The organism is Pseudomonas sp. UBA6562, assembly GCF_002434265.1.
Taxonomy (GTDB): Bacteria; Pseudomonadota; Gammaproteobacteria; order Pseudomonadales; family Pseudomonadaceae; genus Aquipseudomonas.
Map to the genome: position 1 here is coordinate 68728 of NZ_DJJS01000002.1, position 23922 is coordinate 92649.

Below are 23922 nucleotides of genomic sequence, written 5' to 3' on the forward strand. Positions count from 1 at the left end.
TCCATATGAAGACACACCTATTGCGCAAGCTGGGGGCCACCGCATTGCTGGCCGCCTTGGCACTCCCGACGACGGTCATGGCCAAAGAAAAAATCATCATCGGCGAGCAGAACTGGACCGGTGCCATCGCGATTCAACACATCCTCGGCGAAGTCATCGGCAGTCGGCTCGACGGTGACGTGTCGTATCTGGCAGGCGACGTGCCGGTGCTGTTCAGCGCGGCCGCCAAAGGCGATGGCTCGGTCGACGTGTTGACCGACATCTGGCTGCCCAACCAGTCGGCTGCGTGGGCCAGGTACGTCACCGGCGGTACGCGCTCGCTGGTACCGAACGCCCACCCGTACCTGGGCGAGCAGGGGTTCTACATCCCCGGCTATCTGCAGGACAAGTATGGCGTGAAGTCGATCTACGACCTGAACAAGCCCGAAGTGGCGAAGCTCTTCGAGCCGCTGGGCGGTGGCAAGGCCGAACTGCTGGTGGGCCCGGCCGGGTGGGAGTCCACTTACATCGGCCAGATCAAGGCGAAGGATTACGGGTTCGCCGACAAGTTCGAGTCGGTGTCCACCGAAGCGTCGGTGACTTACGCAAAACTGGCTGCCGCCTACAAGGCGCAACGCGGTGTGGTGTTCTACGCCTACACCCCGGACTGGATCTTCTCCGCCTTCGATCTGCGCCGCCTGGAAGAGCCGGCGTTCGACGGCTACGCCCAGGACAACAAGAAAGACGACCCGCTCTACAAAGCCGACGGTTGCTGGAAGTTCATCAGCCCGACCGTCGATCCGGACTGGCTGAACAAGAGCAAGGTGACCTGCGCCTTCCCGGATGCCAAGGTCTATGTGCTGGCATCCACAGCCTTGCAGAAGCGTGCGCCGAAAATCGCCGAGTTCCTGCATAACTTCGCCATCGATCCTGCGCAGCTCAATGGCCTGATCCAGAAGATCGAGAAGGAGCAGGTGCCGGCCGACGTCGCAGCCAAGGCTTGGGTCCAGGCCAACGGCGCCACGGTCGAGCAGTGGTTGTCAACGCCAGCGCCCACCCTGAGCGCGGCGCAATGAACCAAGTCAGCGTGCGCTTGCTCGACGGCGGCATGGGGCGCGAGCTCAAGCGCATCGGGGCACCGTTTCGCCAACCGGAATGGTCCGCGTTGGCGTTGATCGAGGCGCCCCGGTTCGTTCTTCAGGCCCATCAGGCCTTCATCGCGGCCGGTGCGCGGATCATCACCACCAATAGCTACGCCGTGGTGCCGTTCCACATCGGCGAAGCGCGCTTTGCCGAGCAAGGGCACGCGCTGGCCGACAGCGCAGGGCGTCTGGCGCGTCAGGCTGCCTCGCACAGCCCCGAACCGGTGACCGTGGCCGGCTCGCTGCCACCGCCGTTGGGGTCCTACCGGCCGGACCTGTTCGACCACGGGCGCGCGCTCGCCATCCACCGGCAACTGATCGCCGGGTTGCGTGCGCATGTCGACGTCTGGCTGGCCGAAACCCAAAGCTCCATCGCCGAGGTACGGGCCGTCGCGCAAGCGTTGGATGCCGAGCCCAAGCCGCTGTGGGTGTCGTTCACGCTGCTGGAAGAGGTCGATGCGCCCGCGCGGTTGCGCTCTGGCGAGGCTGTGGCCGACGCGGTGCGTGTGGCGGTCGAGTTGGGCACGCAGGCGGTACTGTTCAATTGCAGCCAGCCGGAAGTCATGGCGGCGGCCCTGGCCGAGGCGCGAAGCGTCGTTCTGGCGCTTGGCCAACCCGTCGAACTGGGGGTCTACGCCAATGCGTTCGCGCCGGTCAGCGCAGAGGCCGAAGCCAATAGCACATTGCTCGAGATTCGCGACGACCTGGGCCCCGAACCCTACCTGCAGTGGGCGCGGACCTGGGTCGCAGCGGGTGCCAGCATCGTTGGCGGCTGCTGCGGGATCGGCCCGGAACACATCGAACGATTGCACCTTCATCTAGTGAATCAACAAGAGGTCGCCGGAACATGACGGCAGTTCAACAACACAGCAGTCCAGAGCAGGCAACCTTCGGCGCCGGCTGTTTCTGGGGCGCGGAAGCCGCGTTCAGGGCGTTGCCGGGCGTGCTCGACAGCCGGGTCGGTTTTGCGCGGTCGGCGACGGGAACCTCCGAGCAGATCGAGGTGGTGCAGGTGGACTTCGATCCCGCCGTCATCACTTACAGTCGGCTGATCGAACACTTCTGGACCTTGCACGACCCCACCTCCGTCGACCGCCAAGGCGCGGACGTCGGGGTCAAGTACCGGTCTGCGGTGTTCTACAACAGTGCCGAACAAGCCGATCTGGCAGCAGCCGCCAAGCAGCGTCTGGAGGACTCGGGGCAACTGGGCAAACCGGTGGCCACCGTCATCGTGCCTTTGGGCGAGTTCGAACTGGCGGACGAAGATCAGCAGCGGTACCTGGAAAAGCACGGCGCCAGCAGCTGCTCGATCTGAATCGAGCCCGGCTCTGACAGGGTTCATCGAACCGGTCCAGGTTTTCGCAGGCGCAAGAGACGATCGTCGTGGCGCTTGCGAAAAATCGGGTAGTGTTTCGATCCCCATTCGGACGGGCATGCGGCGCCCCTTAGTCCGCCGCCAAGGGTGCGATGAGCTGCGGGCCGTCGTTGCGTACATTGCCGACTGCGCTGTCCACGGCATGCCAGGTGAAATCCGTGGCCCGCCGACACCCGTCGCGCACGATCGCTTCGGCGCGCGCGGCCAAGGTGCTCGGATCCAGCCATTCCCGTGCCAGTTGCGGGGTGAGGACCAGCGGCTTGCGGTCATGCACGTCGAGCAGGCCTTCGTCGGCGGCGCCGGTGAGGATTACGAAACCGTCTCGCCCGCTGTGCTCGGCATCGTCCGAGACCTGTGCCAGCGCCGCGAAGAACAGCGGCTCGTCGTTGGCGGCATGGATGTAGTAGGGCTGCTTGCGCTTGCCGCCGTCGGCGGCGGCGACCCATTCGAACCAGCCGTTGGCCGGCGCCAGCGCACGGCCGTGGGGCCAGAGCGATTTGAAGAAGCGCCCGGTGAGCACCGTTTCGCCGCGCGCGTTGATCGGCACCGGGCCTTTGCCGTTAGCCCAGTGCGGTGCCCAGCCCCAGGTCACGCGGTCGATGCTCAGGCCGTTTTCCAGTCGGCGGATCAACTCGACCTTACTGCGCGGCGCGACGTTGTAGCGGTCGATGCGCACTTGGTCATAACCGTTGACCACCGGCAGGTCGAGGTCGAGCTGGCGCAGGTAGTGGTCCATGTCTTCGTACAGCGAGTAGCGTCCACACATCCTTCACCTCGGTGCGTTGGTCGGCGATACCCGGCAGGGATCGACGGGGCAGGGGGCGCACGTATTTGTGTGCATGTGCAGTCTGTGCTGGCGCGCACGCCATGACCATCGCCTTGCGCAGCCCCCTGACAGGCGGCCTGCCGCGCCTGCCTCCGCCGGCATCAAACCCGGCGACTCGCAGGTGTCCAGGCGTGCGCCCTTCACTTGGCATATCGCTTCGCCCCGGCCACGCACGCCACCGCACCCAGCGTGACCGCCAACATCGCCCAACTGACATGCTCGTGCAGCAACACCGCCGCCAGTCCAAGGCCCATGAAGGGTTGCAGCAGTTGCAGTTGGCCAACCGCCGCGATGCCACCTTGGACCAGCCCCCGGTACCAGAACACGAACCCAAGCAGCATGCTGAACAGCGACACGTAGGCAAAGCTGAACCACGCTGGCGCGCTGACCTCGGCGAAGCTGCCCAGCGCCGGAAAAGTAGCGAGCGTCACCAGCAGCATCAGGGGTGCCGCCACCAGCAGCGCCCAGCTGATCACCTGCCAGCCGCCCAAGGTGCGCGACAGACGCGCCCCCTCCGCATAGCCCAATCCGCACACGACCACTGCGGCCAGCATCAGCAGGTCGCCCACAACCGACGCTTGCGCGCCGTTGCTCGACGCATAGCCGACCACCAGCCCGGCGCCGATCAGGGAGAACACCCAGAAGAGTAGCCGCGGTCGCTCGCCGCCGCGCAGCACGGCAAAGCCTGCGGTGCACAGCGGCAGCAGCCCGACGAAGACGATGGAGTGGGCGGAGGTGACATGCTGCAAGGCCAACGCCGTCAGCAGCGGGAAACCGATCACCACGCCCAGCGCCGTCACCACCAATGACCCCACATCAGCGCGTCTGGGCAACGGTTGCCGCAGCGCGAACAGGAACAGCGCGCTGACCAGCGCGGCGATCGTCGCCCTGGCGCAGGTCAGGAAGGTGGGTTCGAAGGTGGCCACCGCCACCCGTGTGGCCGGCAGGGAGCCTGCGAAAATGGCCACGCCGATGAAGCCGTTGATCCATCCGCTCGTCGATTTTTCCATTGGCACGTCCTCGTTCAGGGCGGGCAGTACATCACTGGCAGGCTTACCAGGGCCAGGCACAGTCCGTTACAATTCGGCCGAACTGTTATGCCTATCCATCCAAGACAGTTGGGGATTCGATGAAACGTAGCGGCACGCGCATTCAAGCGGTCATGGGCGAAATCCAGTCCAAAGTCGCTTCCCGCACCTACACCCCAGGCGCCAGAGTGCCCTCGGTGCGGGCCATGGCCCAGGCGTTGCAGGTCTCTGTCTCGACCGTGCTCGAAGCCTATGAGCGGCTGATGGCCGAAGGCGTGCTCAGCGCACGTCCAGGCTCGGGTTTCTACGTCGCAGGGCCTGTGGCGCCGTTGGCGCTCACCGAGCTCGGCCCCAAGCTCGACCATGCCGTCGACCCGCTGTGGATCTCGCGCCAGTCGCTCGAAACCTCCAGCGATGCCTTGAAACCGGGGTGCGGCTGGTTGCCTGCCGCCTGGATGTACGAGGCGGGTGTGCGCAAGGCGCTGCGCGCCGTGGCGCGCGCCGATGCGCCGACGCTGGCCGAATATGCCTCGCCCCTCGGGCATCCGCCGCTCAGGCAGTTCCTGTCGCGGCGCCTGGCGGGTACGGGGATCGAAGCCGCGGCGGGGCAGATCCTGCTGACCGAATCCGGCACGCACGCCATCGACCTGATTTGCCGGTTTCTGCTGGCGCCGGGTGACACCGTGCTGGTCGACGATCCGTGTTACTTCAACTTCCACGCCCTGCTCAAAGCCCACCGCGTGAAGGTCGTGGGCGTGCCGTACACGCCAACCGGGCCGGACGTCGAGGCCTTTGGCGCCGCCCTCGGTGCGCATGCGCCGCGGCTCTACATCACCAATTCCGGCCTGCACAACCCGACCGGTGCCAGTCTTTCTCCCGTCACCGCACACAGGCTGCTGAAACTGGCCGACGCGTCCGATCTGGTGATCGTGGAAGACGACATCTTCGGCGACTTCGAGACCACCCCCGCGCCGCGGCTGGCCGCCTTCGACGGCCTGTCCCGGGTGATCCAGATAGGCAGCTTTTCCAAAACCGTTTCCGCCTCGATCCGCTGCGGCTACATCGCGGCCCGCCGCGAGTGGATCGACAGCCTGGTCGACCTGAAGATCGCCACCACCTTCGGCGGCGGCCGGCTGGCGGCGGACATCGTCCACCACGCCCTCACCGATGGCGGATACCGAAAGCACATGGACGGTGTGCGCCTCAGGCTCGCCCACGCCAGGCAGAAAACCCTGGCGCGGCTTCAGGCCATCGGCATCGAACCTTGGTTGGTGCCCCAGGCGGGCATGTATCTGTGGTGCCAGTTGCCTGCGGGCAGGGATGCCGCGACGCTGGCCAAAGCGTGCCTGGAAGAGGGCGTGATATTGGCGCCGGGCAATGCCTTCAGCCAGTCGATGACGGCGGGGGATTTCCTGCGATTCAATGTGGCCCAGTCGGAAGATGGCAGGATCTTCGAGGTGGTGAAGCGGGCGTTGCGCGCCTGAACGCGTAGCGAATCCACGCTCGCTGGAAGGTCGAACCGCAACGCGGCGGACTGAGCCGACGGCGCCCATGGCCATGCAGCCCGTCGCATCCAAAGCGGCGGGTAGTGCATGTGGCACCAAGCCGACGAAGCGAACCTCATCGGCGTTCGAGCATTGCCATCATTCGGTGCGGTACAGGCTGTCGACGCTGCCGCTTTCTACCGGTTTGCTGCCAACGACATCCTGCATCGGCAGGCCCTGCGCCCAGCCGGCCGCCAAAGCCTGCACGTCGCGCACAGGGTCGGACGCCTTGGCCCTTTCGTTACGCAGGCGACAGGCTTCGGGGTCCGTGGCGAACAGGCCGCGTGCGAAGACGCGGCCTTGTTCGGCCAGCCTTGCGGTTTTTGGCGCGCGGATGTTGGCAAAGGTTTCGAAGACGTCCTGCAAGCCTCCCTGGCTGTTCTCCAGGCACCGGGCCAGATGCCATGCATCCTCGAGTGCCTGGCAGGCGCCTTGTCCGGACGTCGGCAAAGGCGCATGCGCGGCGTCGCCGATCAGCAGGACGTTCGCTCGGCTCCAGGTGTCCAGTGGCTCCAGGTCATGTACCGCAATCAACCGGATGGCCTCCTCCGGGGTCGCGCGGATGACCTTCGAGACCTGCTCCGGCCACTGCGCGAACAGGCTTTCGAGCTCCTTGCGCGCACTGGCGGCGGGCGTGGCCGCTTGCAAGGGCCGTGTCTGCGCTGCGGCCCAATACACCAGGTCGGGGCGAACCGCGACGCAGCCAAAGCGCTCGCCCGTGCCCCAGAAGTCCTGGATCGACATGTCCTCCACCAGCGCCATTGACGCCTGTGCCACGCCGACCCAATTCACGAAGCCTTGGTAAACGGGGGTGTTGTCCCCTGCGACGAACCTGCGCGCCACGGAGGCCATGCGCCCATCGGCGCCGATGAGCATATCCGGGCGGATGCTGGCGCCTTGTTCGAAATGGGCTATGGCTTTGCCGTGATCGTCCAGCTCGATGCCCGTCGCCCGCCGTCCGAATTCCACGACGATGCCTGCTCTGGCCGCATGGTCGAGCAACACCGCCTGCAAGTGCCTGCGCAGCACGGTGTAGGTGGGGTAGCCCATGGTGCGGTCGAGCAGACCGATGTCCAGGCCGCCCAGTGCGTTGCCCGCCGCATCGTGGCGACGCATCGCCTGCGGACGGCCGCCGAGGCGCTCGATGTCGTGCAGCAGCCCCAGTTGCGCCAGCACGAAGCTGGCATTGGGCCAAAGCGTCACGCCGGCACCCAGGGTCGCCGGCACCGTGCGCCGTTCATACACCCGTGGCCGGTAACCCTGCTGGTGCAAGGCCAGCGCTGCGCTCAAGCCCGCTATGCCGCCGCCCAATATTGCACTGTCCACGCGGACTGTCTCCTCGATCATGCCGTGCTCCGTGCACGGCTGTGCGCCCCGAATCGGACGGAACCGCAGCTTAGATTTCGCCGTTACTGAGCACTAGCGTGCAAGAATGGGACGCTTTCATACCTCAAACGGGATAATCGATGCGCGATGCACTCGATCTGAATACGGTGCGGGTCTATGCGGCAGTGGTCGACGAGCAGAGCTTTGTCGGCGCCTCGCGGCTGTTGGGCATGCCGTCCTCCAACGTCAGCCGCCACGTCGCGGCCCTGGAGCGCACACTCGGCGTGCGCCTGCTGGAACGCAGCACCCGCCACTTGCGCATGACCGAAGCCGGTCGGCTGCTCTACGAACGTGCCAAGCCTTTGCTCGACGCTTTGCTGTCCACGCAGGAAGCGCTAGGTGCGGCGCAGCGCGAACTGCGCGGGCCTTTGAAAATGTGCATGCCCACGGAGGCGCCCAGGCTGCTGGCGCCCATCCTTGCCGAGTTTTGCAGCCTGCACCCTGGCATCGAGCTCGAGTGCGATACCCGCATGACGGGGTTGGAATCGCTGCGCGAGGATGTCGACCTGTCCATCGTCTTCCACAGGGGGCAGCAGGAAGACAGCACGTTCATCACCCGCGAACTCGCCACATTGCCGAGCATCGTGGTGGCCGCGCCTTCGTTGCTCGCCAAGACCGGCCTACCGCGGCATGTGCGCGAACTCAAGGCCTTGCCCTGCATCACCACCCTGAGTGCGCTGAAGGGCCAACCTTGGCAGTTTCTTGATGCCTCCGGCCGGATCGTCAAAGTGCCGGTGCGCAGTCGCTACCGCGTCAACAGCGGCGAACTGGCCGTGGCGGGCGCACGGCAAGGCATCGGTTTCGCGATCGTGGCGGCCCATCCCTGCCAGGAGGATCTGGCTGCGGGCCGATTGCAGGAGGTGACGCTGGACTTATGCCCTGCGCCGTTGCAGTTGCTGGGGGCCTACAGCCACCGCCATTCCGTGACCCGGCGGGTCCGAGCGCTGCTGGAATTGATACAGCTGCGGTTGGCGGGAGCGGGTGGCCCGTGCACTGGCCCTGAACCTTCTGGCGCGGTCTAGACCGAGGTGACGAAGCTCGGTTGCGAGTGGCGACCCAGCGCTACGGATCAACGCCCAGCCGATTTTTCCTCGAGCCGTGCCTGCACGGCATCGTCGAACAGGATGTAGAGCGCTTCGACCTGTGGGCCGCGGATCTTCTTCGCGGCCTCCATGGCCTGCACGAATTCGATCTGAATTTGCGCTTCCTGGGCGATCTCGTCGGCGTCGTTGGCATCGTCCAAGGCGCGCATCAAGCGTTCGATGGGGGTGCGCAGGTCTTTGGCGATGCGCAGGGTGTCCAGTTGTTCGTTGAGGTTCATGGGTAGTCCCGGCAGATGAGGTGTTGAGGGGGAGCGTGTCATAGTTCTGGGTATTCGGCTCGTATCGAGTCAAGGCGTCTGGACAGGCGATGCTGTCCTCTCCACGTATTGACCCCGTACAGCGCTAAAACGCTCTGTCTGTTTCTGTAGGCCTCAAGGCCCATAGCTGGACCAACAGCAGCTTACTGCAGGCACGCCGCCCAGCAAGTGGCCGCGCTGACCCACGACATCGTGTGGATGGAGCAGGTCGAGGTCAACGGCCAGAACGTGCTCGCCCCGGTGCTCTACCTGGCCCACGCAAAAGGCCGCCTGGCGCCCAACGGCGCGTTGATCCAGGGCCGCGACGTCAACCTGATCACCGGCGGCGAGCTGAATAACGTCGGCACCTTGCGTGCCACCAACCACCTCTCCGCTAGTGCCGCCAACATCCGCAACAGCGGGCTGATCGAAGCCGGGGGCCGGGTGGAGATGCTCGCCACCGAAGCGATCCGCAATGCCCAGGGCGGCATCATCGCCGGGCGCGACGTGAGCCTGACGGCGCTGACCGGCGATGTGATCAACGAGCGCAGCGTCAACCGCCTCGAAGGCCGTGCCCGTGGTGAGCACGTGACCCAGGACTTGGTCGACAGCGCCGCGCGCATCGAGGCGGCGAACGCCCTGACCATTACCGCCGGGCAAGACATCGGCAACGTGGGCGGCGTGCTCAAGGCCGGTGGCGACCTCAGGCTGGACGCCGGTCGCGACCTGTACATCGGCAGCCAGGAGGGCGTCGACAGCCACGAATACCAGCGCCGCCGTGTGAGCGGGCATGACACCCGCATCACCCAGTACGCCAGCGAAGTGACCGCTGGCGGCAACCTGGCCGCCACCGCCGGCCAGGACCTGAGCATCGTCGCCAGCGAGGTAGAGGCCCGCCGGGACCTGGCCTTGCAGGCTGGCCGCGACGTGACCTTGGCTGCGGTGGCCAACGAGACCCACAGCTACGCCAAGGGCAAGAAAGGCCAGACCCGGTACGAACGTCAGGAAGACGACGTCGCGCAGCAGGCCGCCGTGGTGAAAGCCGGTGGCGACCTCGCCATTGATGCCGGCCGCGACCTGCGCCTGGTGGCAAGCCAGGCCAGCGCCGGGGGTGAGGCTTACCTGGTGGCCGGCGACAAGCTCGAACTGCTGGCGGCGAACGACAGCCAGTACTCGCTGTACGACATGAAAAAGAAGGGGAATTGGGGGAGTAAAGAGACCCGGCGCGATGAAGTCACCGACGTCCAGGCCATGGGCAGCGAGGTGCGCAGCGGCGGTGACCTGACGCTGGCGAGCGGTGGGGATCAGCTTTATCAGGGCGCTAAGGTGATCTCTGGGGCGGATCTGATGCTCGATAGCGGTGGGAGCGTGACGTTCGAGGCGGTGAAGGATCTGCGGCAGGAGAGTCACGAAAAAAGCAAAGGCGATCTTGCCTGGAACAGCATGAAGGGCAAGGGCAACACCGACGAAATCCTGCGTCAGAGTCAGCTTTCGGCTAACGGCGACATGCTCGTGCGGGCAGTGGATGGCCTGAAGGTCGATGTCCGGCAGGTCAATCAGCAGACCGTCAGCCAGAGCATCGATGCGATGGTCGAGGCCGACCCTCGGTTGGCATGGCTGAAGGACGCCGAGCAGCGCGGGGACGTGGACTGGCGGCAAGTGAAGGAGGTACACGACTCCTTCAAATACAGCCACTCCGGCCTTGGCGCTGGGGCACAGATCGTTATCGCGATCATCATCACGTACTTCACCGCTGGAGCGGCGAGCACCCTGGTGGCCGGTGGGGCCACGACGGCCGGGGCCTCTGCGGCCGCGACCAGTGCAGGTGGCATTTGGGCCGCAGGTGCCGGTGCTTCCTTGCAAGGTATCGGCTGGGCCAACGCTGCGGTTACAGCCGGCGCGGTGGGCATGACCAGCAACGCGGCCATCAGCACAATCAACAACAGAGGCAACCTGAGCCTGGTGCTCAAGGACGTGACCTCCAAGGATGCGCTGCGCGGCTATGCCGTGGCGGGTGTAACGGCCGGGCTGACGACAGGGCTGTTCGATGGATGGACAGGTACCGAGACTCAAGGCACAACTGCTGCCGGTACGGCTGGGGTGACTGCCAACACCACCACCGTGCTGGCGCAGGGTGGGTTGTCCAGCGTAGGTGGCCTAGGTCGATTCGCAGGAAATCAAGTGCTGCAAAACGGTACGTCGGCCGTACTCGACCGGGCGCTCGGAGGAGACAGCTCGTTTAGCGATGCGTTACGCAACAGCTTGGCGAACACCTTTGCAGCCGCAGGCTTCAACTGGGTGGGCGATATAAGCGCAGAAAACAAGCTCGATTTCGAAAATGGAGGATTACCCAAAACCGTTCTGCACGCCCTCATGGGTGGGCTTGCCGCCGAAGCGGCTGGCGGAGACTTCCGGATCGGTGCCTTGTCGGCAGGTGTGAACGAAGCAGTGGTAGGAAGGCTTGCCGATCAGTACACCCAACTGCAAGGGGATGAAAAGGATCGGCTGCTGGTGATGAACTCGCAGATCCTCGGTGTGTTGACGGCGGCGGCGGCAGGCGGTGAAGTAAAGGATCTGCAGACCGGATCATGGGTGGCGGGGAGTGCGACTTCTTATAACCGCTTGCTGCACGATGCGGAAAAGAAGGCGCTATCCGCAGAAGCGGGGGATTTGCAGAAGCGGTTGGGCAAACCTGGGACGGATGTCTCTTGGGAAGACTTGTTGCTGCTGGCGGCCAACGCGCAGGTGGACCAGACCGAGCTAGCACGGCTGAATGCCCTCATTGGAATGTATGATCCAGCCAGCCCCGAAGGTCTGCATTTCGTAGAGAATCTGCAGGCGGCCCAGCAAAGCATTGATAAATTAGCTGCGCAAAATACGGTACTGACATGGAAAGACGGCAGCCCCATTACGGCGAACGGAGCTGAGGTCAAGGCATTCCAGGCCACGGGAAAACAGGCGCTCGACCATGGGCTGTTCAATACCGATTCGAAGTGGACGCAGGCCACAGGTAATAGTTGGGCTGGCGATGTCGAGGTAGTACCCGAGGCCTGGAAGCGACAGTTTGGCGATAAAAATGCTGCCATTTATCTGCATGAAATTGGACAGGTTTCCAGCAGCCCTGAAGAGATGAAAGATCTGGTGGACCGCGTTTCGGCTGTGGTCTCTGGAGGGGTACAAGATGTAACGATCGACTTGGACATCGCGCTGGCGATGACAGGGACAGGGGCTGTATTGCGTGCGTTGTTGGCTAAGCGGGTAATTCGAGCAAGAGCCGAGGCTGGGGAGAAAGCGCTATCTGATGTTGCATCCGCTTCCGAGATAGAAGGCAGAGGTCCTGCGTCAAACGCTGCCTTATTTGAAAAGCTGAGAGCGGGTTATAGTGCACAAGAAATTAAAAATGCACAACCTATCGGTAGTGCCCTGAAAGACGATCCTCTTCATCGTGCCCCGAGTTATGTCACTGAGCAGATTCCGGAGAAGGGGAGGTTCTTTACCATTCGTGGAGGGGATGGTAAAACATACAACCTCACTCAGATGGAAGGCGAAGTGGATGGCAAATTAGGAATATTTGAATGGCTTGTAAATTCAAAGGGAGAGTTAACGCATCAAAGGTTCATTCCTGCCGGAAGAATCACAGGGACGCCTAACCAGGTTCCATCGCGGCTACCGAAATAAGAGGGCATATGCATATAAAATTAGATGGAGGCTTCTGTTTTGCAGAAGCTCCTTGGTTAAGTTGGAAGGATATCGAGTATGGGTTGAAAAATGATTTTATGACGGCGAAAGAAGTTGTTGAATATACTGTTAGAAAGCTGTCTAGTGAGTCTTCTGCAGAGCATTACACTTTGGCCTGCCTAGAGGGTGAGGATGAATTCCATGTTCAGGAATCTGTGAGCTGTCTGGCAGGCAGGGAGCTAAGTGGGGAGGTGGGTTCAGAGAGGGTGTGGGTGTACTTAGTTTTTCTATGGGTTTTTGTAAATAAAGATAAATTCCAAGATCCTTTAGCTGTTATTGAGGAGCTGTACGCAGATTTTGATTACCCGGATTTTATAGCGCCAGCTGTTCGATATATGCCGGCAGAAGATTCTTCTTTGCAGGGCGACGATCAACTATTGGTAAAGCTCTCTAATATTTTGGATGTCTATGGTAGAGAGCTTCGGAGTAATCGATCGGGCTAGGCACTGTACGAAACAAGGCGTCGTGGACACAGCATGGCGCGAGCCAGCGAGACCATCGATGCACAACTTTTTGCAAGCTTGTCGAAGCGCCTCACCAGTCGGCGATTCTCTTTCAGCCAGCCGAACATGCGCTCGATGACATTGCGTTGTCGATACTTGGGCCGGTCGAACAACCTGGACAAGCCTGGCTTAGGCTTGCGCTTCATCGAGCGCATTGCAATAACAGGCTGTATGCGGCAGCGGTCGCAGTATTGGCGCAGTGCCTCTGCGTCATAGCCTTTGTCGGCGAGCAGCCACTTGCAGCGTTTACGAGGTCGCCCGCGCTGGGCGGAAGGTATGCTGACACCATCGAGCAGCGGCTGTGCATAGCTGATATCACTGGCTTGACCGCCAGAAAGGAGGAAACGCAACGGTACCCCGTTGGCGTCGCAGAGCATGTGGATCTTGGTCGTCAGGCCACCTCGACTGCGGCCTAGAGCGTGATCGGCAGGATCGTCAGATTCCTTTTTTTCGAGCACCTGACGAGGCCCGAGTGGCACGCACTGCGGTCGAGTCGATCATCCAGGTCTGCAGATCAATCAAACCTTGCTCGTTCAGCTTCAGGTGCAAGCGCTTGAGCATCCGATCGAGTGCCCCGTTGTTTCGCCAGTCCCGAAACCGTTGATACACGGTCGACCAGGGGCCGAAACGCTCCGGCATGTCACGCCAAGCAGCGCCGGAACACAGTATCCAAAGCACGCCATCGAGCATCAGGCGGTCACTTACTCGAGGCCGGCCACGCCTACGGGTTTCGATGAAAAGATCGGAGACCGCATCCCAGGCCTCATTCGAGATTTCGTACCGCTTTGCCATCACAGGATTCCTTTCCGTTGATGGCCGGGGAATGTACAAAATCATTGGGGGCGCGGGGCGATAACTGGGTTTCTACGAATTTCGTACAGAGCCTAGGCTGGACGCCGGTCGCGACCTGTACATCGGCAGCCAAGAGGGCGTCGACAGCCACGAACATCAGCGCCGCCGAGTGGGGTGAATTTCCTTCTGTCGGTCTAGATAAGCATTTTTTTTCAGCTGTTGATTAGACGGTTAAGTGTTAGGTGGCTCTACGTCTTACGTAAATTTTTGAGGCTATAGGGCACGGCCAAAAGTCAGTTCACGAATGGATGAATTATTCAATCCTCAGAACATCCAAGGTGCATCCTTAACTACCGAACATCAGGATTATGGAAGTACGTATCCATGGTTAACCTAAACTCCGCCTCAAATTCGAGCCGACCTCCAAGCGTCGAAAGTGTCGAATCGAAAACTCGCCCTCCGTTACTTTCTTAACGTGGATGCGTCGCCAGGTTGCGACTCAGAATCATTAGGTAGGGGCCTCATATAGGGCCTGTCGAACCGCGCAGCGTCAAGCTGCCAGCGTTTGAAAAGACTATGACGATGGGGTTTCGGCGGCGCGCAGGGACGCAATGGATCGTGTTCTTGCTGATGATATGAGCAGTTAGAAGTGTCAGAGGTCTTATGGATGCTGACATGAATGAAGTTTTTAACGGAATCCCTAGGCACTTGACCCTGAACGGTCGGTCAGGTGATTACGGATTATATGTCCCTGGTATTTTTATCAGGTGCGTGGCTTGGGTAGAGGCGATAAGCTTCTTTGTAATGGCGTTCAGATTGTGGCGGTGTCCAAGGGGGGGCTATGCCCAAGAAAGAAAAAATTGTGAAACATAGATTTTATCAGGGGCCTCATTTTTCAACAGAGTTGGGAGATTCAGAGGTTTACTCGGTATTTAGAGTTCAGCGTCAACTTCTGGCGCAAAAAGATGCTGGGGACATAGGGGCGCTGGCAACTGATAACGGTGGTAGCATTTTAGCAGTGGATGAGAAAAATGTTCGTCGGGCCTATAGCTATACACTTTACGGACTTCGATCATTAATATGTGGCAAGCGCGATCTCTTGGGTTTCAATGGAGAATTGCAAGAATATTTTACCCACTACTATATGCTCGGCAATGGTCATCGAGGTTTGCACCGGCACGTATTCTTAAGCCCAGACGGGCTGAGCCCATTTGGCAAAGGTGGCATCAATGCATATGCGTATGGCAGTGGCGATCCGATAAATTATATTGATCCCTCGGGGAGATTCATATTATTTAAAGCGGCGGCCATGCTTTTATCAACGATGGCCGGAGCGTTTTCGTGGGGGGCAGCACTTTTTACCGGTAGTCGAGTGGCGCAGGTTACAGGTGGTATTGCGGTTGGGGCAGGCTTGGCTGCAGCGGCTAGTATAACTACAAACACAGCCAATTCATTGGTGGCTACTTCAGCGTCGGCAGCTGCTCTTTCGATTCGCGCGAATTTTAGACAAATGGCTTTCAACGCTCGGATGGAAATCTTCAATACTCTTCGTCATCCGGCGGCAAATACGCCTAACGTGACAAGCCACTTAACATTAGCTGCGCGCGCGGCGCTCGCATTGCCTAAAGCAGGCCTGAAGATCGCTAACACAATGAACTTCAATAATATCAACGACCCTGCGGTTATTGCGGTGCTTAAGCAAGGGCCGGCCTATGTCAGAGCTGCTATGGCTGCCCAGAGCTCTCCGAATATAGATGCATTTATCGGCAAGCTAAAAGAGATGGACACTGATGGACTTCCTTCAGAAATCACAGCACTGATTCGTCAGACTTAAAACAACCTGAATCCTCCGTCACTGCAAGGGCAAGCCCTTAATGTAGGCTTGCCCGGTCCATGGAGGCGGAGTTTACGGGTTGTAAGTGAGCATTCCGGGGCTGTTTTCAACGCAGCATCACCGAATATCAAGGCTTTTCGTACAGAGCCTAAGTATTCAGTCCCAGAAAGTCATGGTGCATCCTGACCCGCAGCGCCTTGCACCACTGCCTGGTGCGACACGGGGTCAGCCAAGCGCGGTAAATTCGACAATACAGCGATAGGCTATCTGCACACCGATGCTCGGAGCTACGTCTTGAGACCGGCAAGCAGCACCTGTTCGTGACGGTTGATCGCGTTATGAAGTTCACCTACGCCGCGTTCTTCGACGCCGCTACCCAGCGTAATGTCGCTGAGTTTGTGCGCCAGGTCGTGCAGACTTTTTTTTTCAAGATCCACACCGTCCTGACTGACAACGGTGCGGCTTTCGCCGAACCCAGCGCTCGACTTGCAACAATAGGCAAGGGCGCACCGCACAATCAGCCATCCCCTTCAATCCAGCAAACTCAACGCCCGCGCCCGATGCAACGCCTGTATCCGGCTAGTCACCTCAAGCTTGGCGTACACATTCTTCAGGTGCCATTTCACTGTCTCGCTCGAGATGTCCAGGCTGCGCGCGATCTCCTTGTTCGACTGCCCCCGGGCGACCAACTGCAATGTCTGGCTTTCCCGTTCGCTGAGATTCAAGGCTGCCCCCGGCGACGCCTCGGGCACGCTCTGCAACACCTGCTGGGCGTACGTCTTGACCGAGGCGCCGAGCGTGGCGCACCGCTCCAGCAGAGGCACCACTGCAGGGCCGGCATCCAGCAGCGTCCGCTGCAAGCCTCGCCGCTGGCCCACCTCCAACACGGGGAGCATCACTTCGGCCGCGCGCTTGGCCTGGCCGCTGCACCACAGGTTGGTCGCCCCCTGCGTACGGGCGCGCAGGCTTTCCAGGGTCTGGCCGGCCCGTTCGTCGTCCTCGGCCTGCTCCGCCCAGCGCTGCGCGGCTTCGGCGTGCTGCCCCTCGGCGGTGAGCAGCCAGGCGTGGCCGATTCGCCGGCATCGCTCGAGGGCGTGATGAGCGTCGGTATCGCTCGGGTGCTCAGCGCTCAGGCGCGTCAGTTGCTGGCACAGCTGCCGGGCCTGGGCAGGCGCGTTGGCCAGCACCTGTAGCCGCACCTGTTCGGCCAGCAGCAGGCCCTGCAGGCGTGGCCAGCGGCGCAGGGTGGCCAATTGCTGGGCGTGCTCCAGCAGGCGCATGGCCTGGCCGGGGTCGCCCGTTTCCAGGGCGCAGCGGGCGAGGGCGCGGTAGGCGCTGAACAGCGCGTCCAGGGGCGCGATGGCATCGATCCGATGCAGCCGCGGTTGCAGCTCGCGGGCCAGCGTCTGCCAATCGCCGCGTTCGTACCACAGCTCGGCGAGCAGGGCGGTGAGGGTGGCGCTGCCGCTGGACTGTGCGCCGGTGAGGTGTTCGGCGTGGCTCAGGGCCTGGCGATAGTGATGCTCGCCACCCTCGAGGTCGCCTTGGCGCACGTGGGTCAAGCCAAGGATGAATGCCCGGTAGACGCTGACGAACAGGTTGTCCGCCGGGCTGCTCGGGCAGGGCATGTGCCGCTGCACCGCTTGCGCATCAGCGTAGCGCCCACGCACCAGGTAGCCGTAGCTGAGGATGTTGCACACCAGCCCATCGACCCAACGGTCGCCGCACGGCACCTGGGCCAGCAGCGGTTCGACCTGGGCCAGGCCGACACTCAGGCGTTCCGCGAACGAGGCATTGATGGCGCAGATGACCTGGTGCTTGACCAGCAGGCGCGGGTTGAGGCCTGGGCTGGTCAACAGGGGTGCCAGGTCCAGCAGCAGCCGTTCGGCTTCTGCGAAACGGAAGCGGTGGGCCAGCGCCCAGCTCAGGTTCAGTTGCAGGTCGATGCGTTGTTCGTCCGGTGCCGCCAAGGCACTGGGGGGCAAGGCTTGCAGCCAGCGCACCAGAGTGTCGACGTCGCCTTCCTCGGCCAGCGACTGCGCGCCTTTGTCGGCACAACCGGTGGGGTTGCCCGACTGGCCGGCGGCCAAGGCATGGCGGATGGCCTCGGCCCAGTGCTGATGGGCCGCCAGCCAGTTGCTGGCGCGCTGGTGCAGCTGCGCGACGTCGAGGCCGCTGCTGGCCAGCCGCTGTTGCAGAGTCTCGGCGAACAGCGCGTGGTAGCGAAACCACTGGCCCTGGCCATCCAGGCACGACATGAACAGGTTGTGCCGTTCGATGAAGGCCAGCATCCGCTCGCCGTCGTCGCGCCCGGTCAGCGCATTGCACAAGTCAGGGGTGAAGCGGTTGAGGAGCGAGGTCTGCATAAGGAAATCACGCACCTCGGCCGGCAGCGGTGCCAGCACCACGTCTTGCAGGTAGCTGCCGATCATCCGTGAACCCCGCACCAGGTGCGCCCAGCGCTCACCGGAGGCGGCACTGGCAGCGGTGGACAGGGAAGCCATCTGGAGGCCGGTGATCCAGCCTTCGGTCAGGTGCAGCAGGCGTTGCAGTTCGGCCGTGTCCAGGCGCAGTTCGGTGGCGCGGGCGAAATAGCGCTCGGCCTCCTCGAGGGTGAAGCGCAACTGGTCGGCGTCGATCTCGACCAGCTGCTGGCGGGCGCGCAGGCGGCTCAGCGGCAAAGCGCTGGCCGTACGGCTGCCGAGCGCCAGGTGCAGGCAGGCAGGGGCGTGCAGCACCAGTTCGAGCAGGTCGTGCTCGATGGCCGGATGGCGAACCAGGTGGGCGTCGTCCAGCACCAGGTACAGAGGGTTCCGACGCTGTCCCAGGTGGTTGATCAGGGTACGCATGAAGCCTTCGGTCGCCGCGCTCGCGGTGCCATCGGGCGCGTTCAGGCTGGGCTCGACGCTGCCCAGGGCGGCCAGCAGGTAGCGGCGGAAGTAGGTGGGGTCGTCGTCCTGTTCGTCCAGGCTCAGCCAGGCCACTGCGTGGCCCTGGTCGAGCAGGCACTGGCGCCATTGGCTGAGCAAGGTCGTCTTGCCGAAGCCGGCGCCGCCACAGACCAGCGCCAAGGTGCGCTGGTGCAGGCGGTCGAGGCTGTCGAGCAGGCGCGTGCGCAGCAGTTGCGTGCCGGCCGCGCGGGGTGGGCCGAGTTTGGTGCCGATCAACGGCAAGCCCTGGCCGAGGCTATGGACGCTGTGGCCGTAGGCCGGGGCGCTAGGGGGTATCAGGTGATCCATCGACGGTCATCCTGCGGCGGTCGGGTGGCGATCATTGTTGTTGTAGACACGCGTTTGGCAAGGGTAATCCGCGCGGGGGGTGTTTGCCTCCCCCCCAACCGGGTGGTTATGGGCTTGGGCAGAGTTTCCTACCGTAGGCCAACCCTGTCGTCGGCCGGCTGATCCGGACCGATCCTTTCTAACAACAACACAGATGAGGGCGAGCCATGCTTAGCAAGGCCCAACTGCTCCAGGCCTACCGCAAGATGCGCGAGATCCGCGTGTTCGAAGAGCGCCTGCACCACGAGAACACCACCGGCGACATCCCCGGCTTCATCCACCTCTACAGCGGCGAAGAAGCCATCGCGGTGGGCGTGTGCGAGAACCTCACCGATGCCGACTACATCGGCTCGACCCACCGCGGGCACGGCCACTGCATCGCCAAAGGCTGCGACCTGCACGGCATGATGGCCGAGATCTTCGGCAAGGCTTCCGGGCTGTGCCGCGGCAAGGGCGGCTCGATGCACATCGCCGACCTGAGCAAGGGCATGCTCGGCGCCAACGCCATCGTCGGCGGTGCGCCGCCCCTGGCCATCGGCGCGGCGCTCACGGCCAAGACCCTGGGCACGCGCAACGTGGCGGTGTCGTTCACCGGCGACGGCGGCTCCAACCAGGGCCTGGTGTTCGAAGCCATGAACATGGCCGTGGTGCTCAAGCTGCCCGCCGTGTTCGTGTTTGAGAACAACGGCTTCGGCGAGGCCACCGGGCACGACTACGCCGTGGGCGGGCGCGACATCGCCAGCCGCGCGGCAGGCTTCGGCATGCCGGCGGTGAAGGTCGACGGCACCGACTTCTTCGCCGTCTACGAGGCCGCCGCCCACGCTGTGGAGCGCGCCCGCAACGGCGAAGGGCCGAGTGCCATCGAAGCCGTGGCCCATCGCTGGCACGGCCATTTCGAAGGCGACCCGATGCTCTATCGCGCCGACGGCGAAGTGGAACGCCTGCGCCGTGAGCATGACCCCTTGCAGCACTTCATCCAACGCGTAGGCGATCAGCTGAGCGCCGAGGAGCTGCGCGCCATCGACGACGAGGTCCAGGCCCAGGTCGACGACGCCGTGACCAAGGCCCGCGCCGCCGAGTACCCCTCGGTCGACAACCTGCTGACCGACGTCTACGTCGCCTACTGAGGAGCTGCACCATGGCAATGCGTACTTATCGTGAAGCGGTCAAGGAAGCCCTGGCCCAGGAAATGCAACTCGACCCCCGTGTGGTGGTGATCGGCGAAGACGTCTGCGGCGGCCAGGCCGGCACCGCCGAGGTGGGCAGCAAAGGCGAAGCCTTTGGCGGTGTGCTCGGCGTGACCAAAGGCCTGTGGAGCGAGTTCGGCTCGTCGCGGGTGATCGACACGCCGATCACCGAATCGGCGATCATCGGCATGGCCGCCGGTGCGGCGGTGACCGGCCTGCGCCCGGTGGCCGAGCTGATGTTCATGGACTTTTTCGGCGTCTGCCACGACATGCTCTACAACCAGGCGGCCAAATTCCGCTACATGTTCGGCGGCAAGGCCAAGGCGCCCCTAGTGGTGCGCGGCATGATCGGCGCCGGCTTTTCCGCCGCTGCCCAGCATTCGCAGTCGCCCTACAACATCTTCGCCACCACGCCGGGGCTCAAGGTGGTGGTGCCGTCCAACCCCTACGACGTAAAAGGTCTGCTGATCCAGGCGATCCGCGACGACGACCCGGTGGTGTTCTGCGAGCACAAGCTCCTCTACGACCTCAAGGGCGAAGTGCCCGAACACAGCTACACCATTCCCTTCGGCGTGGCCAACTACACCCGCCAAGGCACCGATGTCACCGTCATCGCCCTGGCGGCGATGGTGCACAAGGCCAACGAAGTGGCGGACAAGCTCGCCGCCGAAGGCATTTCGGTGGAAGTGGTCGACCCGCGTACCGTGTCGCCGCTGGACGAAGAGGGCATTCTCGAATCGGTGGCCTCCACCGGGCGCGTGGTGATCGTCGACGAGTCGGCCGCGCGCATCGGCTTTGCCCACGACGTGGCGGCATTGATCGCCTCCCAGGCGTTCTACCACCTCAAAGCGCCGATCGTCATGGTCACCCCGCCGCACACCCCCGTGCCGTTCTCGCCGGTGCTGGAGCAGGCCTGGATTCCCAGCGCGCAACGCATCGAAGCCGCCATTCGCACTGTGATGGAGGGCTGAGCATGAGTGAGATCCGCGCGATCGAAGTGCCCAAATGGGGGCTGTCGATGGAGGAGGGCACGCTGACCAGCTGGCTGATCGAGGAAGGCGCTGCCTTCGCCGAGCAGCAGGAAGTGTGCGAAATCGAAACCAGCAAGATCGCCAATGTGCTGCAAGTGCCGTTCGCCGGGGTGTTGCGGCGCAAGGTGGCACAGCCGGGCGACACCATCGCGGTCGGCGGCGTGCTGGGCGTGGTGGCCGAGGCTTCGGTCAGCGAGGCCGAGATCGATGCTTATTTGGCCCAGCGGAGTGGTGCACCGGCCGTGGCCGACGCGGCGCCGTCCGCGCCTGCCGCGCCACCGTCCACAGCGCCGGAGGCGACGGCAGCGCATGCGGACGCGCAGGCGGGCAAGCACGTCCAAGGCAACGATCTGTCTCGGCCCGCCCCTGCCGCCGCCCGAGCGCAGCCGACGTCCGCCCCTGGCGAAGCCGACTGGCAGATCCCCCAGGCCTTACGCGGAGTCAGTGCGCAGGATGCCTTCGCCACGCCCCATGCCCTCAAGCTGGCCGCCGAGCTCGGCCTCGACCTGGGTCAGGTGCCGGGTTCGGGCCGGGGCGCTCGGGTCAGCGTCGCCGACATCGAGACCGCCGTGCGCGCCGCCGGCGGCCAGGTCGCCCGCCGTGCGCCCGTGCACAAGGCCGCGCAGCCGGCAGCCTCGCGTGCCGACGACAGCCAGGTCGCCGCCACGCCTCTGGCCCGGCGTCTGGCCCAGCAGTGGGGCATCAACCTGCACGATTGCCGCGCCACCGGCAGCCGTGGTCGGGTGTGCAAGGCCGACGTGCAGGCACAACGCAGCACCGTCGCGCCGTCGCCGAGCAGCGCCGCGCAGCCTGCCAGCAAGCCGGAAGCCTTCGACACCCTGCCCATGAACGGCATGCGCAAGGCCATCGCGGCGCGCTTGCAGGCTTCCAAGCGCGAAGCGCCGCACTTCCGCCTGCATGCCGATTTCGACATGGAGCGGTTGCTGGCGCTGCGCACCGAGATCAACGCCGCAGTGCCGGCGGTCAAGCTGTCGGTCAACGACCTGCTGATCAAGGCCTGCGCCCAGGCGCTGATTGAGGTGCCTGGGGTCAACGTGCAGTACGACGCCGAGCGCCAGGAGATCCGCCGCTACGCCGATGCCGACATCGCCGTCGCGGTGGCGCTGGACGGCGGTCTGATCACGCCCATCGTGCGCCAGGCCAACCGCAAGTGCCTGGCCGAGGTGTCGGCCGAAATGCTCGCCCTGGCTACCCAGGCCAAGGCCGGCATGCTCAAGCCCGAGCAGTTCCAGGGCGGCACCTTCAGCCTGTCCAACCTGGGCATGCTGGGCGTGCGCCGTTTCGACGCCATCATCAACCCGCCGCAAGGCGCGATCCTCGCCATCGGCGCGGGCGAACAACGGGTGGTGGTGCACGAGGGGCAACCGGCGGTGCGCATGCAGATGAGCGTGACCCTGTCCTGTGACCACCGGGTGATCGACGGGGCGCTGGGCGCGGCCTTCCTCAAAGCGCTCAAGCAACGGGTGGAAAATCCCACCCTGATGCTGGTCTAGGAGGCCACCATGCACGACACATTCGATGTACTGATCGTCGGCGGCGGGCCCGGTGGCTATGTGGCGGCGATCCGCGCAGCGCAACTGGGCCTGCGCACCGCGCTGGTGGAAAAGCAGCATCTGGGCGGGATTTGTCTGAACTGGGGCTGCATCCCTACCAAGGCCATGCTCAAGGGCGCCGAAGTGGCGCATACCCTGCGCCACCTCGACACCTTCGGCTTCAGCGCCGACAACGTGCAGTTCGACATCCGCACCCTGGTCGCGCACAGCCGCCAGGTATCCACCACCCTCACGGGCGGGATCGCCCATCTGCTGAAGAAGAACGGGGTGACGCTGTTCGAAGGGCGCGCCCGGCTGACCGGCAAGGGGCAGGTCAGCGTGACCTTGGCCGAAGGCGAGCAGGCGTTGCGGGCCAAGCACGTCATCCTCGCCACCGGTGCCCGCCCGCGGCCGCTGCCGGGCCTGGTACCCGACGGCGAGCGGATCTGGAGCTATTTCGAGGCGCTGGTGCCGCAGCAGGTGCCGGCCTCGCTGTTGGTGGTCGGTTCCGGCGCGATCGGTGTGGAGTTCGCCAGCCTCTATGCCGACCTCGGCAGCGCCGTGACCCTGGTGGAGCTGGCGGGGCAGATCCTGCCCGCCGAAGACCAGGAGGTGGCCGCCCTGGTCCGGCGCGAGTTCGCCCGGCGTGGTATTCGGGTGTTGACCCAGGCGAGCGTCGGCGCCGTGCACAGCGAAGGCGAGCAGGCGCACTGCAGCGTACGCCTGGCCGATGGCCGCGAAGAGCGCATCAGCGTCGAGCGCGTGCTGCTCGCTGCGGGTATCCAGGCCAACCGCGAAGACCTCGGCCTCGAGGCTCTGGGGGTGGAGATCGAGCGCGGCTTCGTTAAGACCGACGCCTGGTGCCGCACCAACGTGGCCGGCCTCTACGCCATCGGTGACGTCGCCGGCGCGCCGTGCCTGGCGCACAAGGCCAGCCACGAAGGGGTGCTGTGCGTGGAGAAGCTGGCCGGTGTGGCCGGCGTGCATCCGCTCGACAAGGCCTTCGTGCCCGGCTGCACCTACGCCCGGCCACAGGTCGCCAGCCTGGGCCTGACCGAGGCGGCGGCGCGGGCCACCGGCAGGTCGCTGAAAATCGGGCGCTTCGACTATCAGGCCAATGGCAAGGCCCTGGCGATGGGCGAGGCGCAGGGTTTCGTGAAGACCATCTTCGATGCCGACAGCGGCGAGCTGCTCGGCGCGCACATGGTCGGCCCGGAAGTAACCGAGCAGATCCAGGGCTTCGGCATTGCTCACGCGCTGGAAGCCACCGAACAGGCCCTGGGCCAGGTGGTGTTCGCCCACCCGACCTTGAGCGAGGCCATGCACGAGGCGGTCCTGGCCGCCAGTGGCCGGGCCTTGCACCATTGACCCCCGTACGGCGCCAGCG

The 23922-nt window shown here is 63.6% G+C and carries 19 protein-coding genes; 12 read left to right on the top strand and 7 right to left on the bottom strand.

Annotated features, from left to right (window positions below):
• Positions 1–5: 5 nt before the first annotated feature.
• The 3 genes from B4M43_RS02170 to msrA are packed head-to-tail and all read left to right on the top strand — an operon-like array spanning position 6 to position 2436.
• Complete coding sequence (locus tag B4M43_RS02170; RefSeq protein WP_296263746.1) at positions 6–1055, top strand: glycine betaine ABC transporter substrate-binding protein; 1050 nt, start codon at positions 6–8, stop codon at positions 1053–1055.
• The gene (locus tag B4M43_RS02175) at positions 1052–1972 is read left to right on the top strand and encodes a homocysteine S-methyltransferase family protein (RefSeq protein WP_296263749.1); all 921 of its coding nucleotides are present in this window, start codon (positions 1052–1054) and stop codon (positions 1970–1972) included. The genes B4M43_RS02170 and B4M43_RS02175 overlap by 4 nt, the downstream gene beginning before the upstream one ends.
• Positions 1969–2436, top strand: coding sequence for a peptide-methionine (S)-S-oxide reductase MsrA (gene msrA, locus B4M43_RS02180; protein WP_296263751.1), 468 nt, complete (start codon positions 1969–1971; stop codon positions 2434–2436). Before B4M43_RS02175 ends, msrA begins: the two co-directional genes overlap by 4 nt.
• Before the next feature lie 130 nt (positions 2437–2566).
• Here the strand turns inward: msrA and B4M43_RS02185 are convergent, their stop codons facing one another.
• Both B4M43_RS02185 and B4M43_RS02190 read right to left on the bottom strand, forming a co-directional pair.
• Positions 2567–3262 carry an SOS response-associated peptidase family protein gene (locus B4M43_RS02185; protein WP_296263754.1) on the bottom strand — a complete coding sequence of 232 codons (696 nt, stop codon included), beginning with the start codon at positions 3260–3262 and terminating at the stop codon, positions 2567–2569.
• 200 nt (positions 3263–3462) lie between these two features.
• Positions 3463–4332, bottom strand: a complete 870-nt coding sequence (locus tag B4M43_RS02190) for a DMT family transporter (RefSeq protein ID WP_296263757.1) — start codon at positions 4330–4332, stop codon at positions 3463–3465.
• Between the two features lie 119 nt (positions 4333–4451).
• Here B4M43_RS02190 and B4M43_RS02195 point away from each other — a divergent pair, with 119 nt between their 5' ends.
• Positions 4452–5834 (top strand): PLP-dependent aminotransferase family protein, encoded by a 1383-nt coding sequence (locus B4M43_RS02195; protein ID WP_296263760.1) that lies wholly within the window; start codon positions 4452–4454, stop codon positions 5832–5834.
• A gap of 159 nt (positions 5835–5993) precedes the next feature.
• Here B4M43_RS02195 and B4M43_RS02200 read toward each other — a convergent pair whose 3' ends face one another.
• The gene (locus tag B4M43_RS02200; protein ID WP_296263762.1) at positions 5994–7241 is read right to left on the bottom strand and encodes an FAD-dependent monooxygenase; all 1248 of its coding nucleotides are present in this window, start codon (positions 7239–7241) and stop codon (positions 5994–5996) included.
• A 119-nt stretch (positions 7242–7360) separates the two neighbouring features.
• Between B4M43_RS02200 and B4M43_RS02205 the strand changes: the two genes are divergently transcribed.
• The gene (locus B4M43_RS02205) at positions 7361–8302 is read left to right on the top strand and encodes a LysR family transcriptional regulator (RefSeq protein ID WP_296263765.1); all 942 of its coding nucleotides are present in this window, start codon (positions 7361–7363) and stop codon (positions 8300–8302) included.
• A gap of 47 nt (positions 8303–8349) precedes the next feature.
• Here B4M43_RS02205 and B4M43_RS02210 read toward each other — a convergent pair whose 3' ends face one another.
• Positions 8350–8601, bottom strand: coding sequence for a hypothetical protein (locus B4M43_RS02210; RefSeq protein WP_296263767.1), 252 nt, complete (start codon positions 8599–8601; stop codon positions 8350–8352).
• Positions 8602–8808: 207 nt separating this feature from the next.
• Between B4M43_RS02210 and B4M43_RS02215 the strand changes: the two genes are divergently transcribed.
• On the top strand, positions 8809–12297 hold the full coding sequence (locus tag B4M43_RS02215; protein WP_349681644.1) for a DUF637 domain-containing protein: 3489 nt from the start codon (positions 8809–8811) through the stop codon (positions 12295–12297).
• Positions 12298–12305: 8 nt separating this feature from the next.
• Positions 12306–12800: a DUF2247 family protein gene (locus tag B4M43_RS02220; protein WP_296263769.1), complete on the top strand. Its 495-nt coding sequence runs from the start codon at positions 12306–12308 to the stop codon at positions 12798–12800.
• On the opposite strand, the gene B4M43_RS02225 is transcribed toward B4M43_RS02220, so the two are convergent.
• Positions 12797–13652 (bottom strand): IS5 family transposase gene (locus B4M43_RS02225; protein WP_414707807.1). Its coding sequence is split into 2 segments (ribosomal slippage): positions 12797–13300 and positions 13302–13652, totalling 855 coding nucleotides; the frame shifts between segments, so codons are not numbered across the junction. The genes B4M43_RS02220 and B4M43_RS02225 overlap by 4 nt on opposite strands.
• Positions 13653–14493: 841 nt before the next feature.
• Between B4M43_RS02225 and B4M43_RS02230 the strand changes: the two genes are divergently transcribed.
• Complete coding sequence (locus tag B4M43_RS02230; protein WP_296263773.1) at positions 14494–15486, top strand: RHS repeat-associated core domain-containing protein; 993 nt, start codon at positions 14494–14496, stop codon at positions 15484–15486.
• A 287-nt stretch (positions 15487–15773) separates the two neighbouring features.
• Here B4M43_RS02230 and B4M43_RS02235 read toward each other — a convergent pair whose 3' ends face one another.
• Positions 15774–15923: a hypothetical protein gene (locus B4M43_RS02235; protein WP_296263774.1), complete on the bottom strand. Its 150-nt coding sequence runs from the start codon at positions 15921–15923 to the stop codon at positions 15774–15776.
• Positions 15924–16016: 93 nt separating this feature from the next.
• Entirely contained in the window at positions 16017–18725 is a 2709-nt protein-coding gene (locus B4M43_RS02240; RefSeq protein ID WP_296263776.1) for a LuxR C-terminal-related transcriptional regulator, read from the bottom strand.
• A 206-nt stretch (positions 18726–18931) separates the two neighbouring features.
• On the opposite strand from B4M43_RS02240, the gene B4M43_RS02245 reads away from it, so the two are divergent.
• The 4 genes from B4M43_RS02245 to lpdA are packed head-to-tail and all read left to right on the top strand — an operon-like array spanning position 18932 to position 23903.
• Entirely contained in the window at positions 18932–19891 is a 960-nt protein-coding gene (locus tag B4M43_RS02245) for a thiamine pyrophosphate-dependent dehydrogenase E1 component subunit alpha (protein WP_296263778.1), read from the top strand.
• A gap of 11 nt (positions 19892–19902) precedes the next feature.
• On the top strand, positions 19903–20922 hold the full coding sequence (locus B4M43_RS02250; RefSeq protein ID WP_296263779.1) for an alpha-ketoacid dehydrogenase subunit beta: 1020 nt from the start codon (positions 19903–19905) through the stop codon (positions 20920–20922).
• Between the two features lie 2 nt (positions 20923–20924).
• Positions 20925–22496 (top strand): 2-oxo acid dehydrogenase subunit E2, encoded by a 1572-nt coding sequence (locus B4M43_RS02255; protein ID WP_296263781.1) that lies wholly within the window; start codon positions 20925–20927, stop codon positions 22494–22496.
• 9 nt (positions 22497–22505) lie between these two features.
• On the top strand, positions 22506–23903 hold the full coding sequence (gene lpdA, locus B4M43_RS02260; protein ID WP_296263783.1) for a dihydrolipoyl dehydrogenase: 1398 nt from the start codon (positions 22506–22508) through the stop codon (positions 23901–23903).
• Positions 23904–23922: the final 19 nt, after the last annotated feature.